General features: G+C 72.6%; 14 protein-coding genes. 3 read left to right on the top strand and 11 right to left on the bottom strand.

The window, feature by feature from the left end; all coding sequences use genetic code 11:
- Positions 1-141: 141 nt before the first annotated feature.
- Positions 142-552, bottom strand: a complete 411-nt coding sequence (locus AB0F88_RS15125) for a hypothetical protein (RefSeq protein ID WP_362682888.1) — start codon at positions 550-552, stop codon at positions 142-144.
- Between the two features lie 180 nt (positions 553-732).
- Positions 733-1224, bottom strand: a complete 492-nt coding sequence (locus tag AB0F88_RS15130; protein ID WP_362682891.1) for an Lrp/AsnC family transcriptional regulator — start codon at positions 1222-1224, stop codon at positions 733-735.
- A gap of 113 nt (positions 1225-1337) precedes the next feature.
- Between AB0F88_RS15130 and AB0F88_RS15135 the strand changes: the two genes are divergently transcribed.
- Positions 1338-1808, top strand: coding sequence for a DUF2000 domain-containing protein (locus AB0F88_RS15135; RefSeq protein WP_362682894.1), 471 nt, complete (start codon positions 1338-1340; stop codon positions 1806-1808).
- Between the two features lie 16 nt (positions 1809-1824).
- On the opposite strand, the gene AB0F88_RS15140 is transcribed toward AB0F88_RS15135, so the two are convergent.
- The 6 genes from AB0F88_RS15140 to AB0F88_RS15165 form a co-directional block, all read right to left on the bottom strand.
- Positions 1825-2769 (bottom strand): ABC transporter ATP-binding protein, encoded by a 945-nt coding sequence (locus AB0F88_RS15140; protein ID WP_362682897.1) that lies wholly within the window; start codon positions 2767-2769, stop codon positions 1825-1827.
- Positions 2754-3566: an ABC transporter ATP-binding protein gene (locus AB0F88_RS15145; protein ID WP_362682900.1), complete on the bottom strand. Its 813-nt coding sequence runs from the start codon at positions 3564-3566 to the stop codon at positions 2754-2756. Before AB0F88_RS15145 ends, AB0F88_RS15140 begins: the two co-directional genes overlap by 16 nt.
- Complete coding sequence (locus tag AB0F88_RS15150) at positions 3563-4429, bottom strand: ABC transporter permease (RefSeq protein WP_362682903.1); 867 nt, start codon at positions 4427-4429, stop codon at positions 3563-3565. Before AB0F88_RS15150 ends, AB0F88_RS15145 begins: the two co-directional genes overlap by 4 nt.
- Positions 4426-5391: an ABC transporter permease gene (locus AB0F88_RS15155; protein ID WP_362682906.1), complete on the bottom strand. Its 966-nt coding sequence runs from the start codon at positions 5389-5391 to the stop codon at positions 4426-4428. Before AB0F88_RS15155 ends, AB0F88_RS15150 begins: the two co-directional genes overlap by 4 nt.
- A 205-nt stretch (positions 5392-5596) precedes the next feature.
- Positions 5597-7147, bottom strand: coding sequence for an ABC transporter substrate-binding protein (locus tag AB0F88_RS15160; protein WP_362682909.1), 1551 nt, complete (start codon positions 7145-7147; stop codon positions 5597-5599).
- Between the two features lie 407 nt (positions 7148-7554).
- Positions 7555-8007 (bottom strand): Lrp/AsnC family transcriptional regulator, encoded by a 453-nt coding sequence (locus AB0F88_RS15165; protein ID WP_362682912.1) that lies wholly within the window; start codon positions 8005-8007, stop codon positions 7555-7557.
- A gap of 109 nt (positions 8008-8116) precedes the next feature.
- On the opposite strand from AB0F88_RS15165, the gene AB0F88_RS15170 reads away from it, so the two are divergent.
- Positions 8117-11632 (top strand): indolepyruvate ferredoxin oxidoreductase family protein, encoded by a 3516-nt coding sequence (locus AB0F88_RS15170; protein ID WP_362682915.1) that lies wholly within the window; start codon positions 8117-8119, stop codon positions 11630-11632.
- A 113-nt stretch (positions 11633-11745) separates the two neighbouring features.
- On the opposite strand, the gene AB0F88_RS15175 is transcribed toward AB0F88_RS15170, so the two are convergent.
- The 3 genes from AB0F88_RS15175 to AB0F88_RS15185 all read right to left on the bottom strand — a co-directional run bounded on the left by AB0F88_RS15175 (position 11746) and on the right by AB0F88_RS15185 (position 14919).
- A complete protein-coding gene (locus AB0F88_RS15175) occupies positions 11746-12657 on the bottom strand; it encodes an aminoglycoside phosphotransferase family protein (protein ID WP_362682918.1) in 912 nt (303 codons plus the stop codon).
- Positions 12658-12774: 117 nt separating this feature from the next.
- Complete coding sequence (locus AB0F88_RS15180; protein ID WP_362682921.1) at positions 12775-13770, bottom strand: carbohydrate kinase family protein; 996 nt, start codon at positions 13768-13770, stop codon at positions 12775-12777.
- Between the two features lie 84 nt (positions 13771-13854).
- Complete coding sequence (locus AB0F88_RS15185) at positions 13855-14919, bottom strand: LacI family DNA-binding transcriptional regulator (RefSeq protein WP_362682924.1); 1065 nt, start codon at positions 14917-14919, stop codon at positions 13855-13857.
- Positions 14920-15214: 295 nt separating this feature from the next.
- On the opposite strand from AB0F88_RS15185, the gene AB0F88_RS15190 reads away from it, so the two are divergent.
- Positions 15215-16504, top strand: a complete 1290-nt coding sequence (locus tag AB0F88_RS15190) for an ATP-binding cassette domain-containing protein (RefSeq protein WP_362682927.1) — start codon at positions 15215-15217, stop codon at positions 16502-16504.
- The last annotated feature ends 64 nt before the right edge of the window (positions 16505-16568 follow it).

Below are 16568 nucleotides of genomic sequence, written 5' to 3' on the forward strand. Positions count from 1 at the left end.
CCGCACCGCGCGGACCGGCACCCATCATGCCGACGCGCCCGAGGCGTCGAAGGCACTCCCGCGCGAGGAGCCGGCCCGGAGGCCCGGCGATCGCGCCGCGCCCCCGGCGGGCGGCCGCGGGCGAACGCCGTGCCCGGGCCGTCAGGCGGCGTCCGGGCGCCTGCGCTCCCACCAGAGCGCGGCCCCGGTGACCACCGCGCCGGCCCCCTCCCAGAGACCGACGCCGATGAACCGGGCGGGGGCGGCGCCGGTCACCACCAGCAGGGTGAAGACCGTGAACGTCAGCAGGCGGAACGGCACCGTCCACAGGAAGAAGGGCCGGTAGTCGGCGGCGGCGGCCAGGAGGTAGTAGACGCCCATGTTCACCGCGGCCATGGAGGAGGCGGCGAGGTACACCTTCGTGTAGTCGCCGGGGTCGCGCGTCTGCGGCACCTCGAAGCCGAGGAGGGCGAGCATGGTGTCCGGCGACACCAGGCCGACGACGCCGAGTGCCACGGCGAGAAGGCCGAAGACGGCCATCGTCCAGCCGGAGAGGGAACGAGGGAGTCGCATGACGGATCCTCCGGATACCAGGTCGTCGATCGTGGGGGGTGGCCTCCCAGCGATCTTAGGATCACCGCATGCGCCGGCCGAAGCCGGTGATCGGATGAGGGGAATCCGGCCTCGCGGCCGGCACGAGGTACCCCGGCGGACCGGAGGTGCCCGAAGGCCGAGGGACTCGCGGGCCCTCTCTCAGCGGCGGCGGGTCCGGGGCGGGCTCGGCCGCTCGGGGGGCAGGACCTCGACGGAGGTCTTGCGGATGTGGTCGTAGACCAGCGAGGTGCGTACGTCGGCGATGTTGCGGTGCCGGGAGACGTGGTCGAGGACGAAGTCGCGCAGGTGGCCGGTGTCGCGTACGGCCACCTGGATGATGAAGTCGTCGCCGCCGGACACCACGAAGACCGCGAGGGTCTCGGGGAGCGCGGCGACATGGTCGCGGAAGCCCTCGACCGCCTCCCTGATCTTCGGGTGCAGCCGGACGTTGATGAGCGCCTGGACCGGGCGGCCGATGGCGGCGAGGTTGACCTCGGCGTGGAATCCCTCGATCACCTCCCTGCTCCGCAGGGAGCGCACTCGCTCCAGGCAGGTCGAGGGCGCGATGCCGAGCCGCTCGGCCAGCTCGCGGTTGGTCTGGCGGCCGTCGCGCTGGAGCTCGGCGAGGATGGCCGTGTCAAGTTCGTCCACGCGTACATCTTCCCAGAGATTTCCGAACTTTCTTCGGAAGGAGTCAGATCGAGTTGTGATTCCTGCGCTTCAGATGCGAACGTCCTCTCAGAAATTCGGAGAGGGGAACACGGATGACCATATCGGCCGACTGGATCGACACCCTGGACCGCCGGACCGACCTGCCCACCCGGCGGCTTCCGGTGAAATGGGCGATCGTGATCGACCATGATCTGCCCCGCGGCCTGCAGGCCAACGCCGCGGCCTGCCTGGCCGCGTCCGTGGGCAACGCGGTGCCCGCGATCCTGGGATCGGCGGGCACCGACGCCTCGGGTCACACCCACGCCGGGCTGCCCTGGACCGGGTGCACGGTGCTGGCCGCGCCCGCCGACGTCGTCCGCCGGATCAGGGACGAGGCGGCGGAGGAGGCGGGGCTGGTCGTCGCCGACATGGCGGCCATCGCGCAGCGGACCAACGTCTACGACGAGTATCTGGCCGGGCTGGCCCGCTCCGGCGGCGAGGACCTCTCGTACTACGCGGTGAGCCTGCTGGGCCCGCGCCAGACCGTGGAGCGCCTCACGGGCAGGCTCCCGCTGCTGCGCTGAGGCGGCGGGGGCGCGGTCAGGTGGCGGGAAGCCTCGGCACGCTGTCGATCAGGCGGCGGGTGTAGGGGTGGCTCGGGGAGCCGAGCACGGCGGCGGTGTCGCCCTGCTCCACGATCCGGCCGCGTTCGAGGACCGCCGTGTGGTCGCAGAGCATCGCGACCACGGCGAGGTCGTGGGAGACCATCACGACGGTCAGCCCGTGGCTCTCGCGCAGCTCGGCCAGCAGGTCGATGACGCGTACGCGCGTGGAGACGTCCAGCGCGCTGACGGGCTCGTCGGCGAGCAGGACCCGGGGCTCGCACACGATGGCGCGCGCGATGGCGACCCGCTGGCGCTGCCCGCCGGAGAACTCGTGCGGGTAGCGGCGCGCGGCGTCGGCCGGCAGCCCGACGGCTTCGAGCGCGGCGGCGACGCGCAGGTCCGCGGCCGAGGCGTTCCACCGCGCCGCCGGCACCAGGCCGAGCGAGCGGAGCGGCTCGGCGACGATCCTGCCCACCCGCTGCCGCGGGTCGAGCGAGGAGTACGGGTCCTGGAACACGGTCTGCACGCCGCGGCGGAACGCGCGCATCCGCCCGCGGTCGCGCGGCGAGAGCGGCGTCCCGTCGAAGAGGATCCGCCCGGCGGTGGGCACGGCCAGGCCGAGCAGCAGTCGCAGCAGCGTCGTCTTGCCCGCACCCGACTCCCCGACCAGGGCCGTGCTGCGCCCCGGCAGCACCTGGAAGGAGACGTCGGAGAGCACGGGGGCCGCCGCCCCGCGGTAGGCGAAGCCCACCTGGCGCGCCTCCAGGACGGGCCGGGCCACCCCGTCCCGGACGGCCCCGGCCGGTCCTGCGGTGTTCGGGCCGGGCCCGCCCGCCGCGTCGGGAGCGGGCGCGACGGGCACGGCGGGCACGGCGGAGTCGGCGGGCGCAGCGGGCACGGCGGGCTGGTCCGGGGTGGGCCGGGTCAACGGTTCGTCCAATCCAGTGCGCTGTCGAGGTGCCGGGCGCCCGCCACCAGTGACCGGGTGTACGGGTGGCGCGGCGCGTCCACGATCTCCCTGACGGTCCCCGACTCGACGGCCTCGCCGTCCTTGAGGACGAGGACGCGGTCGGTGATCCCGGAGACGACCGCGAGGTCGTGGCCGATGAACAGCAGGGCCATGCCCCGGGCGGTGACCAGGCCGCCGAGCAGGGCGAGCACCTCCGCCTGCACCGTCACGTCGAGGGCCGTGGTCGGCTCGTCGGCGATGAGCAGCGCGGGCTCGCAGGCCAGGGCCATCGCGATGGCGACGCGCTGGCGCTGGCCGCCGGAGATCTCGTGCGGGTACGCCCGCGCGACCCGGCCGGGTTCGGCGATCCTGACCTCCTGGAGGGCGGCGGCCACGGCGGCGCGCAGGGCGGCGCCGCGCAGCCCCCGCCTGCGCCTGATGGGCTCGGCGAGCTGGCGGCCGACCCTCATGAGCGGGTCGAGTGCCGTCAGCGGCTCCTGGAACACGACCGACACCGCCCGGCCGCGCAGCCCGTTCAGGCGCCGCTCGGGGGCTCCGACGATCTCGGACGGGCCCGTACCCGGCGCGTCCAGCACGACGCTGCCGGACGCGGTCATGCCGGACGGCAGCAGGCCCATGACCGCGAGGGCGGTCAGCGACTTGCCGGACCCGGACTCGCCGATCAGGCCGAGCCGCTCGCCCGGGCCGATCGTGAAGGACAGGCCTTTGACGAGGTCGTGGCCGTCGGCGGAGCGCACGCGCAGCCCCGAGACGTCGAGCAGGCTCATCGCGTCCTCCGCCGGGTCGGGTCGGCCACGTCCCTGAGGCCGTCGGCGATCAGGTTCACGCCGACGACGAGCACGACCAGCAGCACGCCGGGGGCGACGGCGCCGAGCGGCGCGGTGAGCACGGTCGCCTGGGCCTCCTGCAGCATGCGCCCCCAGGAGGCGTTCGGCGGGGGCGGGCCGAGCCCCAGGTAGGACAGGGACGCCTCGGCCAGCACGGCGAGCCCGAGCTGGAGCGCGAGGTTGACCAGCAGCGTCGGCCAGATGTTCGGCAGGACGTGCTCGGTCACCACGCGCGGCCAGGAGGTTCCGGAGGTGCGCGAGGCCGTGACGAAGTCCTGGGCCAGCACGCGCTTGACGAGCACCCGGGTCAGCCTCGCCACGATCGCGGACATGCCCAGCCCGATCGCCAGGATCGCCGAGCCGAGCGACGCCGAACGGACCGCGACGACGAGCATGGCCAGGAGCAGGGTGGGGAAGGCGATGAGGATGTCGAGCAGCACCGAGAGCGTGTCGTCGAGCCACCGGGTGGCGAACCCGGCCGCGAGACCGGCGAGCAGGCCGAGGACGCCGCCGAGCAGGACCGACCCGGCCCCGACCGTCAGCGCGATCCGCGCGCCGATCATCAGCTGGGTGAGCAGGTCCCGGCCCAGCTTGTCGGTGCCCAGCGGGTGGGCGGCCCCCGGCGGCATGAGCCGGTCTCCCGAGGTGTCGTCCGGGGCGTACGGGAGCCACAGGAGGGAGACGACCGCGACGGCGACGACCAGGCCGGCGAGCACGCATCCGATCACGAGCGTCGTGGACCGCCGCGACCGGGGACGGGCACCCGGTACGGGGGCCTTCGGCGGGGAGGCCGCGGCGTTCATCGCGGGCCTCCGGAGACGGTGCCGCGCAGCCGGGGGTCGATGAGCCGCTGGGCGAGGTCGGCGGCGAAACCGATCAGCAGGACCGCGAAGGTGCTGACGAACAGGATGCCCTGGATCACCGGGTAGTCGTGCTGGGCGATCCCCTTGACCAGCATGCCGCCGAGACCGGGGAGGGCGAACACGCTCTCGACGACGACGGCCCCGAGGAAGGTCGTGGCGAGCTCGATCCCGAGGACGGAGACGACGGGCACGGCCGCGTTGCGCAGGCCGTGCCGCCACATCGCCCCGGTGAAGGAGGAGCCGAGCGCACGGAAGGTCCGCAGGTGGTCGCTGCCGAGCACGTCCAGGGTGGCGGAGCGGACGTAGCGGACGAGCGAGGCCGACATGACGAGGGCGACCGTGACGACGGGCAGCGCCAGCGAGGTGAGGGCCGCGACCGGATCGGCCCAGTCGTCCCTCGGGAAGCCGCCGGCCGGGAACACCCTCAGCCGGAGCGAGAACACCGTGATCAGCAGCATTCCCACCCAGAAGGCCGGGACCGCGATGCCCAGCTGGGACAGCCCGCTGAGCAGGGACCCGTACCAGGTGCCCGCGCGGTGGGCGGCGACGAAGCCGACCGGTACGGCGACGGCGACGGCGAGCAGGAAGGACAGCAGGGTCAGCGGGACGGTGACGGCCAGGCGGGAGGCGATCTCGGGGCCGACCGGGAGGGTGCTGACGAACGACTCACCCAGGTCGAGGGCGGCGAGCCGGCCGAGCCAGGTGGCGAACTGCTCGGGCAGCGGGCGGTCGGAGCCGATCTGGTGGCGGGCGGCCTCGATCTGCTCGGGGGTGGCCCCGACCGACAGCAGCGCGTTGGCCGGATCGCCGGGCAGCAGGCGCAGCAGCAGGAACAGCACGACGCAGGCCAGCAGGAGCGAGACGACGAGGAACGCCGCCCGCCGCAGCAGGTAAGTGATCATGGGGAACCGGGCAGCGGACGAGTGTTCATGAGAGAGGACTCCGTACCGGCGGGCAGGCGCGCCGGAGCCCGGCCGGCCGCGCGGGGCGGCGGGCCGGGCCGGCGGGGTGCGACGCCTGGCCCGCGAGGTGGCGGGCCGGGCAGGCGGAGCGCGGTGCCGGACAGGCGGAGCGCGGTGCCGGGCAGGCGGAGCGCGGTGCCGGACATCAGCCCTTCTTGATGCCGTAGGCGTGGAACTGCGAGTTGAGACCGTTGACCGGGTAGCCCGACAGCGACGACGAGGCCACCACGATCTGCGGGTAGAGGTAGAGCCAGTCGCCGGCGGCGTCCTCGGCGATCTTCCGGTTGGCCTGCTTGAGCAGCTCGGCCTGCTTCTCGACGGTGTCGGACCGCTCGGCCTCGTCGACCAGCCTGGTCACCTCGGGGTTGTCGTAGCCCCAGTAGAAGTCGGGGTTGCCGTACCAGACGACGTCGCGGTCGTTGACGTGCTCCTGCAGCGTGGCGGCGAAGTCGCGGTTCTTGAACACCTTGGTGTACCACTCGTCGGCGGTGATGACGTTGATCGTCACGTTGACGCCGATCTTGGCCAGCTCGCCCTTGATGAACGTGGCCGCGGTGGGGTGCGGGTCGTAGTTCGGGGTGTCGAGCGTGAAGGCGAACCCGTTCGGGAAACCGGCCTCGGCGAGCTGTTTCCTGGCCAGTTCCACGTCGTAGGGGTCGAGCGAGGTGAGGTCCTCGTACCACGGGTCGGTGGGCGGGACCATCGAGCCGATCGGCGTCCCGTAGCCGCCCCAGACGGAGTCGAGCAGCTTGCGGTCGTCGATGGCGGCGCCGACGGCCTTGCGGACGAGCTTGTCGTCGAACGGCTTGACCCTGTCGTTGAAGGCCAGCAGGAGCTTGGTCGTCGACCGGCCGTCGTTGACCTTGTAGTTCGGGTTGTTCTTGAACTGCTCCAGCGCGTCCGGGCTCTGCTCGCTGGTCACGATGTCGACGGCGTCGGTCAGCAGCGCGTTGTTGAGCGCGGTCGCCGAGGTGAAGTAGTGGAACACCACGCCCTTGTTCGCCGGGGCGGTGCCCCAGTAGCCGTCGAACGGCGTCAGGCTCAGCGTGGAGCCGCGCTTCCATTCGCCGAGCCGGTACGGGCCGGTGCCGTCCTCGGACTTCGCCAGGTCCTTCGCCGCGTCGTTGACGATCCAGACGTAGCTGAGGTTGTAGACGAACGAGATCGACCTGTCCTTCAGCTTCACCACGACCGTGCCGTCGTCGGGGGTCTCGATGCTCTTGACGACGGCGAAGGCGCTCTTGCGGGCCGACTGCGACTTCTTCGCGGTGACCTGCTCGATGCTGTGCTTCACGTCGGCGGAGGTGAGGGGATCGCCCGAGTGGAACGTGACGCCGTCGCGCAGGGTGAAGGTGTAGGTGAGGCCGTCGGCGCTGACCTTCTGGCTCTCGGCGAGCAGGTTCTCGACCTTGCCCTCGTCGGTGAGCCGGAACAGGCCCTCGTAGACGTTGCCGTTGAACGCCTCGGTCACGCCCTGACCGCCGCCGCCGGTGTTGTCGAGGTTCTGCGGCTCGTAGAGCGAGCCGACCTCGATCGTCGCGGCCGGGTCGAAGGCGGCCGCCGATCCCCCGGGCGCGGCGCTCCCCCCGGGGGCGGAGCCCGAACCGGAGTCCGGGCCGGTGCCCGAGCCGCAGCCGGCGAGGGCCAGCGCGGCCGCGATCACGGCTCCGATGAGGGGCGTCGTCTTCCTTTTCACTGTCTCTCCCGATGACCGTCCGCGCCATCGGGCCGCACGAGAGGCGTGGGGGCCGTTGCGGGCATGGTTTCGGACGGTTCACTTCGTCGCGGTCGGCGAGGGCACGCCGGAAGGGGTCGCTGTGGTACGCCACCGGCGACGGGCTGGGAACACGTCGTCAGCGGCTTCTCGGCTAACCCTACAGAAATAGTAGGCTTTATTCAATTTCCGACAAAACAGGCTTTACGGACACCCTTATCGGCGGGGCGGCCCGGGGGCCGGGCGAACGGCGGCCGGGACGAGGAAGCCCTCCGGACGGGACCGGCTCACACACGGCTCCCGCCGGACCCGAGAGGCACGGCGCACCTCCGGGAGAGGCGCCTCCGGAAGGGGGGCGGCTCCAGGAGGAACGGCTCCGGGAGGAACGGTTACAGGGGCAGGACGCCGCCGGGCTTGAGGGCCTTCATGGCGATCTGCGAGGTGAGCTTGTCGAGGCCGGGCAGGCGGCCGAGCCTCTCCAGGCAGAGCTGGCTGTAGGCGTCCATGTCGGGCACCGCCACCCGCAGCACGTAGTCGGGGCGGCCGAACATGCGCAGGCACTCCACCACGTCGTCGATCTCCATGACGGCGGCCTCGAAGGCGGTGACCGTCTCGGCGTCCTGGCCCTCCAGCTCGACGTAGGCGACGACCTGGAAGCCCCGCCCCACGGCCGTCGGGTCGATCACGGCGCGGTAGCCGGTGATCACTCCGGCCTCCTCCAGGTTGCGGACCCGGCGCAGGCACGGCGAGGGGGTCAGCCGCACCCGCTCGGCCAGCTCCAGGTTGCTCAGCCGCCCCTCCACCTGCAGGAGACCGAGAATTGCGCGATCTGTCACATCCATGACATCGGATGCTAACGAGGGGGGCCAACCTTGGAAAGTTTGACATCGAGTTTTGTTCTACCTGGCATAACCTTGCGGCAACGCAGGAGCGCCGACGACGGGACCAAACATGACGATCTTCGCAGACGCCCGGGAGATCTCCCCCGACGACCGCTACCTGCTCGACGAGGGCCGGGTCTTCATGACCGGAACCCAGGCCCTGGTCAGGGTGATCATCGACCAGATGCGCGCCGACGGGGCGGCGGGTCTCCGTACCGGCACGATGGTGTCCGGCTACCCCGGCTCCCCCCTCGGCGGCTTCGACCAGGAGCTGGCCCGCTCCCGCCGGCACACCGAGCCGCTCGGCGTGGTGCACCGCCCCGGGCAGAACGAGGAACTCGGCGCCACCGCGGTCTGGGGCAGCCAGCTCGTGCCCGCCCTCCCCCGCCCGCGCACCTCCGGCGTGCTGGGCGTCTGGTACGGCAAGGCGCCCGGCGTCGACCGCGCGGCCGACGCGTTCCGGCACGGCAACTTCGTCGGCGCCCACCCCGAGGGCGGCCTGATCGCCCTCTGCGGCGACGACCCGACCTGCAAGTCCTCCACCCTCCCCTCGGCGACCGAGGGCACGCTCGCCACGCTGGGCATGCCGATCGTCCACCCCGGCAGCGTCCAGGAGCTGCTCGACCTGGGACGCCACGCGATCGCGGCGTCCCGGGCCAGCGGCCTGTGGGTCGCGGTGAAGGCCGTCTCCAACGTCGTGGACGGCACCGGCACCGTGGACGTCGGGCATGACCGGGTCGTCCCGGTCATGCCCGTCGTCGAGTACCAGGGCAGGCCGTACCGGCACGTGCCCGACGCCACCCTGCTCACCCCGTGGTCGCTGGAGATGGAGCGCACGCTCGTCGGCCCGCGTCTCGACCTGGCCCGCGCCTACGCCCGCGAGAACGGGCTCAACCGCGTCACCGCCGACCCCCGCGACGCCTGGCTGGGCGTCGTCGCCTCCGGAACCGCCTACTACGACGTCCGCGAGGGCTTCCGCAAACTCGGCGTCACGCCGGAGCAGGCCGGTGTCCGCCTCCTGAAGATCGGCATGCTCTGGCCGCTGGACCCGGAGATCGTCCGGACCTTCGCCCGGGGACTGTCGGAGATCCTCGTCGTGGAGGAGAAGGCCCCGCTGCTGGAGACCTCGGTCAAGGACATCCTGTACGGGACCGCCGACGCCCCCCGCGTGCTGGGCAAGCTCGACGAGAACGGCGCGCGGCTCATTCCCCGGCACGGCGCCGTCGACGCCGACCTGGCCGCCAAGGCCATCGCCTTCCGGCTGCGCCGCCGGGGCCTGACCGACCTGGACGGTTCGAACGGCCTGACCGGCCTCGGCGAGCAGGTGACGAAGGGGCTCTCCGTCATCTCGCGCCCGGCGCCGCTGACGCTGCTCACCCCCAAGCGCACCCCCTTCTTCTGCTCGGGCTGCCCGCACAACCGTTCCACCGCCGTCCCCGACGGCGCGCCCGTCGGCGCCGGGATCGGCTGCCACACCATGGTGGTGCTCAACCGCGAGGGCAAGGGCACGCTCACCGGCCTGACCCAGATGGGCGGCGAGGGCGCGCAGTGGATCGGCCAGGCGCCGTTCACCGACACCCCGCACATCTTCCAGAACCTCGGCGACGGCACCTTCCACCACAGCGGCTCGCTCGCGGTCAGGGCCGCGGTCGGCGCGGGCGTCAACATCACCTACAAGTTGCTCTACAACAGCGCGGTCGCGATGACCGGCGGGCAGACGATCACCCCGGCGCTGTCGGTGCCCGACCTGACCCGCTGGCTGGAGACCGAGGGGGTGCGCAGGATCGTCGTCACCACCGACGAGCCGGAGCGCTACCGGGGGGTCAGGCTGGCGGGCATCGCCGAGGTGCGCGACAGGACGGCGCTGGAGGACGCCCAGCGCGAGCTGGCCGCGATCCCCGGCGTGACCGTGCTCATCCACGACCAGCAGTGCGCGGCCGAGAAGCGGCGGCTGCGCAAGAAGGGCGACCTGCCCGACCCCGCCAGGCGGGTGGCGATCAACCAGCGGGTCTGCGAGGGCTGCGGCGACTGCGGGCAGAAGTCCGAGTGCCTGTCCGTGCTGCCGGTGGAGACCGAGTTCGGCCGCAAGACCGAGATCCACCAGTCGTCCTGCAACAAGGACTACTCGTGCGTGGAGGGCGACTGCCCCTCCTTCCTGACCGTCCTGCCCGCGAAGGGGAAGGCGGCCGCGAAGAGGCGCGCCGCGGTGCCCGCGCCGCCGGAGATGCCCCTGCCCGAGGCGCGCACCGGGGAGACCTCGATCAGGCTGGTCGGCATCGGCGGCACCGGCGTGGTGTCGGTCGCGCAGATCCTCGGCACCGCCGCGATGCTCGACGGCAGGCGGTCGCGGGGGCTCGACCAGACCGGCCTGGCCCAGAAGGGCGGCACGGTCGTCTCCGACATCCTCATCTTCGACGGTGACGGCGACCGCTCGGCGCGGGGCGGCGCGGCCAGCGTGGACGCCTACCTGGCGCTGGACCTGATCGGCGCCACCGATCCCGCCCACCTGGCCGCCGCCGACCGCGACCGTACCGTGGCGGTGGTCTCCACCAGCCTGGTGCCGACCGGTTCGATGGTGCTCGACCCGGCCACCCACCTGACCGACGTGGCCTCGCCGATCGGCGCGCTGGAGTCGCGGACCCGGCGCGAGCTGAACGTCTACCTCGACGCCGAGGAGATGGCCCAGGCGCTGTTCGGCGACCACATGCCGGCCAACACGATCATCGTCGGGGCCGCCTGGCAGCGCGGGCTCATCCCGCTCGGCCTGGAGTCGATCGAGCGGGCCATCCGCGCGGGCGGCGGCCGGGCCGCCGAGCGGACCGTCGCCGCCTTCCACTGGGGCCGCGCGGTGGTGGCCGCCCCCGAGGCCGTGGCGGCGGCGACCCGCCCCGCCGCCCCGGTCGCGCCGCCGCCCGGCCCGGAGACGGCAGGCCTGGTCGACGCGGTCGCCGAGCCCGGCACCGAGCTGCACCGGATCCTCACGGTCCGGGTGCCCGACCTCGTCGCGTACCAGAACGCGCGCTACGCCGCCCGGTACGCCGACGCGGTCCGCGCGGTCCTCGCCAGGGAGCGGGAGGTCTCCCCCGGGAGCACCGCCGTCACCGAGGCCTACGCGCGGCAGCTGCACCGGCTGATGGCCTACAAGGACGAGTACGAGGTGGCCCGCCTGCACCTCGACCCGGCCGAGCGGGCGCGGATCGCCGCCGAGTTCGGCCCCGGCGCGCGGGTCTCCTACAACCTGCACCCGCCGTTCCTGCGCGCCCTGGGCATGAGGCGCAAGCTCCGCCTCGGCGCCTGGTTCGACCCGGCCTTCCGCCTGCTGTACGGCATGCGCGCGCTGCGCGGCACCCGCCTGGACCCGTTCGGCCTGGGCGGGGTGCGCGGGACCGAGCGGGAGCTCGCCGCCGAGTACACCCGCGACGTGCACAGCGCGCTGGACCGCCTGCGCCCGGAGACCGGGGAGCGGGTCCGCGAGCTGGCCGAGCTGCCCGAGGTGATCCGCGGCTACGAGCACGTGAAGCTGCGCAACGTGGACGCCTACCGCGCCTCCGCCAGGGCCGTCCTCGACGAGCTGACCGGCGAGTAGGATCCGCGCCGCCGCCGCCGGCTGCGTCGGTGCCGGCACCGACGCAGCCGGCGGCGGTGGCGTCGGTGGCGGTGGCGTCGGTGGCGTCAGTGCCGGTGTCGGTGGCGGTGGCGTCAGCCGGTGCGATCGTGGTCGGCCAGGACCTCGTCGATGACGCGGCGGTGCTCCGCGGCTCGCCTCTCGTCCCCGTCGAGGTCCCTGACCAGGGTGATCAGGGCCTTCCACAGCGCCCAGCCACGAGCCCGCGCCCACGTGGCGGGCTCCTGGCCGACGGCGCTGCGGAAGGCCTCCCGGCTCTCGCCGGAGAACATCGTCCACGCGATCACCAGGTCGCAGGCGGGATCACCGACGCCCGACGTCCCGAAGTCGATGACGGCGGCCAGCTTCCCGTCCCTGACCAGCAGGTTGCCGCTCGCGATGTCGCCGTGGAACCACACCGGCGGCCCGGACCAGGTCGCCGCGAGGGCGGCGTCCCACACGGCCGACGCCCGGACGGTGTCGACGTGGCCGTCCAGCGCGGCGAGGGAGCGGCGCGTCTCGTCGTCGTAGTGGGCCGGTGACGCACCCCGGTGGAAGCTGTGCGCGCCCGCCGGCGGCCCGCCGGTCGCGTCGGCGCGCTGCAGGGCGAGAAGGAAACCGGCGACCGAGACCGCGAACCCGGGCAGGTCGCCGATGCGGTCGAGGCTCGCGGTCTCGCCGTCCAGCCATCCGCGGATCGACCAGCTGAACGGGTATCCCTCGCCCGGACCCCCCTTGGCCAGCGGCACGGGAATGTCGACCGGCAACGACGGGGCGAGGATCGGCAGCCATCGATCCTCCTTGTCGACCGCCGGGACGTAACCGGCGGCGGTGGGAAGGCGCGCCGTCATCTCGTCACCGAGACGGTAGGTGCGGTTGTCCCACCCGTCGACCTCGACCGGGGTCACGGGAAGGGCGCTCCACTGCGGGAACTGGGCCGCGACCAGTCGCTTCACCAGCGCCGCGTCGATGCCGGCGCGCCCGTCACCGTGCAGGCTCTCTACCACCCGGAGAGTGTGTCGGCCCTTCCCTCCGCCGCGCAAACGGTTTTCGGCGCCCCCCGGACCCGGAGGACGCCGTCACGCGGCGGCCGGGCGGGTGGGGTCGGCGCGCCCGCGCGAGGGCTACGGGAGGCGGACGGGTTCCCCGGGTTCCCCCGCACGGCCGGGTCCTCCCGCACGGCCGGGTCCTCCCGCGCGGCCGGGTCCTTCCGCGCGGCCGGGTTCTCCCGCCTCTCCGGCGCGAAGGAGGAGGTCCGGCTCGCCGACGGGGTTCTCGTGGGTGCCCGCCGACGTGCAGGCGTGGGCTCCGGCGACGGCGCCGAGGGGGATGGAGTCGTCGAGGGAACGCCCGGAGAGCAGCCCGTACAGGACCCCCGAGACGAACGCGTCGCCCGCGCCGTTGCTGTCGACCACCGGCCCCGGCAGGGGAGCGGCGGGGAAGCCGCGGAAGCCGTCCGCGTCCAGGACGCGGCAGCCCTCGGCGCCCTCCGTGCAGACCACGGCCCTCGCCCGGCCACGTCCCAGGATGTCGCGCATGACCTCGTCGCGACGCGGGCCGAGCGCGGTGGCCGACAGGAAGACCAGGTCGGAGGAGTAGGCGAAGTCCCGATGGTGGTCGTTCTCGCCGTCCCAGTCGTGCAGGTCGGTGGAGACGGAACCGGTACGCAGGTCGGGGTAGACGTGCCGGGAGAAGTCGGTGATCGACACGTGGACGTGCCGGGCCCCGCGGACCGCGTCCAGGTAGAGCTCCCTGGGCAGCCGCTCGCCCGGCGCCGCGCGCGGGTCGAACAGCGAGGTGCGCCGCCCGTCCGGGCCGACGAGCAGGATGCTGCGCCGGGTCCCCTGCGGCGCGAGCGCCCAGCCGGTGTCCACCCCCCTCTCCGCGAAGTGGGCCCGGATGAACCGGCCCTGCGGGTCGTCGCCGATCAGGTCGACCAGCTTGACCCTCAGCCCGAGCGCGTGGCAGCCGAGGGCGACGCCGCTGCCGGTGTTGCCGATCCGGTCGACCACCGGCGGGACCGCGTAGGTGTCGGCGTACGGCAGGGGCAGCGCGGGCACGTAGGCGGTGGTGTCGACTCCGGTGCCGCCGATGACGACGACGTCGTGACCGATGTTCATCGGGCCATGCTTCCACCTGCTCCCACCTGCTCCCACCTGCTCCTACCGGCTCCCACCGGCTCCCACCCGGCCGGACGCGTGTCCCTAGCGGCTGACCAGGGGGCCGGAGCCGGTCGAGCGGCGGACGACGAGCTCGGGCTGGAACATCAGCTCGACGTGTTTGGCGCGGACCCCGTTGATCTCCTCCAGGAGGGTCGCCACCGCCGCCGAGGCCATCGCGCCGATGGGCTTGCGCACAGTGGTCAGCGGCGGGTCGGTGAACGCGATCAGCGGTGAGTCGTCGAATCCCACCACCGACACCTCCCCCGGCACCGACAGCCCGCGGTCGCGGCAGGCCCGGATCGCGCCCAGCGCCATCAGGTCGGACGCGCACACGATGCCCGTGCAGCCGCGCGCCAGCAGCTGCGCCGCCGCGACCTGGCCGCCCTCCACCGAGAACAGCGAGTGCGAGATCAGCCCGTCGACGTCCGTGACGCCGAGCAGCTGGGACATGGCCTGCCGGTAGCCCTCGATCTTCCTGATCACCGGCACGAACCGGCGCGGCCCCACCGCCAGGCCGATGCGCTCGTGCCCGAGGTCGGCCAGGTGCTGCACGGCCAGCCGGGCCGCGGCCCGGTCGTCCGGGGAGACGAAGGGCGCCTCGACGCGCTCGCTGTAGCCGTCGAGCAGGACGATCGGCAGCCCGCGCTCGATCAGGCGCGTGTAACGGTCCATCTTGGCCGTGGTGTCGGCGTGCAGCCCGGAGACGAAGACGATGCCGCTCACCCCGCGGTCCATCAGGAGTTCGGTGAACTCGTCCTCCGGGGCGCCCCCGGGCAGCTGGGTGCAGAGCACCGGCGTGTAGCCGTGCTGGGTGAGCGCCTTCTCGATGGCCTGGGCGAAGGCCGGGAAGATCGGGTTGTCCAGCTCCGGGGTGACCAGGCCGACCAGCCCGTTGCTGCGCTGGCGCAACCGCTGCGGACGCTCGTAGCCCATCAGGTCCAGCGCCGTCAGCACCGCCTGCCGGGTCGACTGCGACACGCTGGGCTTGCCGTTGAGCACCCGGCTGACCGTGGCCTCGCTCACCCCGGCCTGCGCGGCGATGTCGGCCAGCCGGATCGTCGTCCCGTCGGAGCGGAAGCGTGAGGGCTGCGCGAGCTCACCGTCCATCAAGCAGTCACCCCACCGTGCGGCCGAACCGGACGCGAACCGATCGGCATCCGGCGTCCCCTATGAAATTCGTTTCTGCAACTTTTCGCAAATTGTAACATTTCAACCTTCGTGCTGGCACTCGGGTAAAGGTTTGTTGTCACGACTGACCGTCACGCCCGGGAACGGAGAAGTAACCATTAGATGAGCGATTTCTAACGACATCTATGGACACACGGGCAAGTGTCGCGATGTACTACCTCATCAATCACACAGCTGGGATCCGGGCGGGGGCGTCCGGGAGGAACGAGCGCGCATGAGTACCGTCGTCCTCGACAACGTGAGCAAGGTATACCCGGGTGGATACCTCGCGGTCGACCGCATGAGTCTGCGCGCGGAAAACGGGGAGTTTCTCGTTCTGTTAGGCCCTTCCGGCTGCGGCAAATCCACCCTGCTCCGGATGATCGCGGGTCTGGAGGAGGTCACCGAGGGGGACCTGTGGCTGGGCGGCACGCTCGCCAACGAGCTCGCTCCCCGCGACCGCGACGTGGCCATGGTGTTCCAGAACGGGGCGCTCTATCCGCACCGGACGGTACGCGGCAACATCGCCTTCCCCCTGGAGATCGCGAAGGCCGACCCCGCGATGGTCAGGGAGCGCGTGACGGAGCTGTCCAAGGCGCTGCACATCGACGAGACCCTGGAACGGCGCCCTGGAACGCTCTCCGGCGGCCAGCGCCAGCGCGTGGCGATGGGCCGCGCGATCGTCCGCCAGCCCTCGCTCTTCCTGATGGACGAGCCGCTCTCCAATCTGGACGCGGGCATGCGCACCGAGCTGCGGATGGAGATCTCGTCGCTGGTCCGCTCCCTCGGGGTGACCACGATCTACGTGACGCACGACCAGGTCGAGGCCCTCACGCTGGCCGACCGGATCGCCATCATGAACCGCGGCGTCCTGCAGGACGTCGGCACTCCCGGCCAGGTCTACAACGACCCCGCGACCGCCTTCACCGCGGCCTTCCTCAGCTCCCAGCAGATCAACCTGCTCGCGGCCACCGTGCGCACCCCGCAGAACCAGTTCATCCTGCTGGACTTCGGCCCGCACCAGATCATGATCCCCTGGACCGATCCCAGGGCGTACGTCATCTCCCAGCACGTGGGCCACCAGATCATCGTCGGCCTGCGCCCGGACTGCCTGGCCCCGGTCCCCGACAGCTTCGAGGGGCCGACCTTCCTCGGCCGCGTCCGCGCCCTGGAGTACCACGGCCACGAGTGGCTCGCCTACGTCGAGAGCGGGCTGGCCTCCGTGGCCGTGCCCGAGCCTCCCGACCCCCGGCACAAGGCCAACGGCCTGGGCGTCCCCCTCGTCGGCGGGCGGATCCGCTCGGTCCTGCGACGGATGATGCCCGGCGGCGTGTTCGACGAGGACGCCGAGCCTCAGCAGCAGCAGGAGCACGTCAGCGGCCACCACCGCCGGGCCGACCTCATCGTCCGCCTGGGCTCCCGCCCGGTATGGCGGTCCGGAGAGCCCGCCAGGGTCGGTGTCGACGTCACCCGCCTGATGCTCTTCACCATGGACGGCGCCCGCATCGACCCGCCGCAGCGCTGACACGGCGTTGACACGGCGTTGACACGGCGTTGACACGGCGCCGCCCCGGAGCCACCGCCCCGGA

The organism is Streptosporangium sp. NPDC023963, from assembly GCF_040639135.1.
Lineage (GTDB): Bacteria > Actinomycetota > Actinomycetes > Streptosporangiales > Streptosporangiaceae > Streptosporangium.

Bases quoted from the DNA above. Each gene is read 5' to 3' on its own strand.
- AB0F88_RS15170 (WP_362682915.1), top strand. From the start codon at position 8,117: ATGACGATCTTCGCAGACGCCCGGGAGATCTCCCCCGACGACCGCTAC.
- AB0F88_RS15180 (WP_362682921.1), bottom strand. From the start codon at position 13,770: ATGAACATCGGTCACGACGTCGTCGTCATCGGCGGCACCGGAGTCGAC.
- AB0F88_RS15125 (WP_362682888.1), bottom strand. From the start codon at position 552: ATGCGACTCCCTCGTTCCCTCTCCGGCTGGACGATGGCCGTCTTCGGC.
- AB0F88_RS15165 (WP_362682912.1), bottom strand. From the start codon at position 8,007: ATGGATGTGACAGATCGCGCAATTCTCGGTCTCCTGCAGGTGGAGGGG.
- AB0F88_RS15155 (WP_362682906.1), bottom strand. From the start codon at position 5,391: ATGATCACTTACCTGCTGCGGCGGGCGGCGTTCCTCGTCGTCTCGCTC.
- AB0F88_RS15150 (WP_362682903.1), bottom strand. From the start codon at position 4,429: ATGAACGCCGCGGCCTCCCCGCCGAAGGCCCCCGTACCGGGTGCCCGT.
- AB0F88_RS15190 (WP_362682927.1), top strand. From the start codon at position 15,215: ATGAGTACCGTCGTCCTCGACAACGTGAGCAAGGTATACCCGGGTGGA.
- AB0F88_RS15185 (WP_362682924.1), bottom strand. From the start codon at position 14,919: ATGGACGGTGAGCTCGCGCAGCCCTCACGCTTCCGCTCCGACGGGACG.
- AB0F88_RS15145 (WP_362682900.1), bottom strand. From the start codon at position 3,566: ATGAGCCTGCTCGACGTCTCGGGGCTGCGCGTGCGCTCCGCCGACGGC.
- AB0F88_RS15135 (WP_362682894.1), top strand. From the start codon at position 1,338: ATGACCATATCGGCCGACTGGATCGACACCCTGGACCGCCGGACCGAC.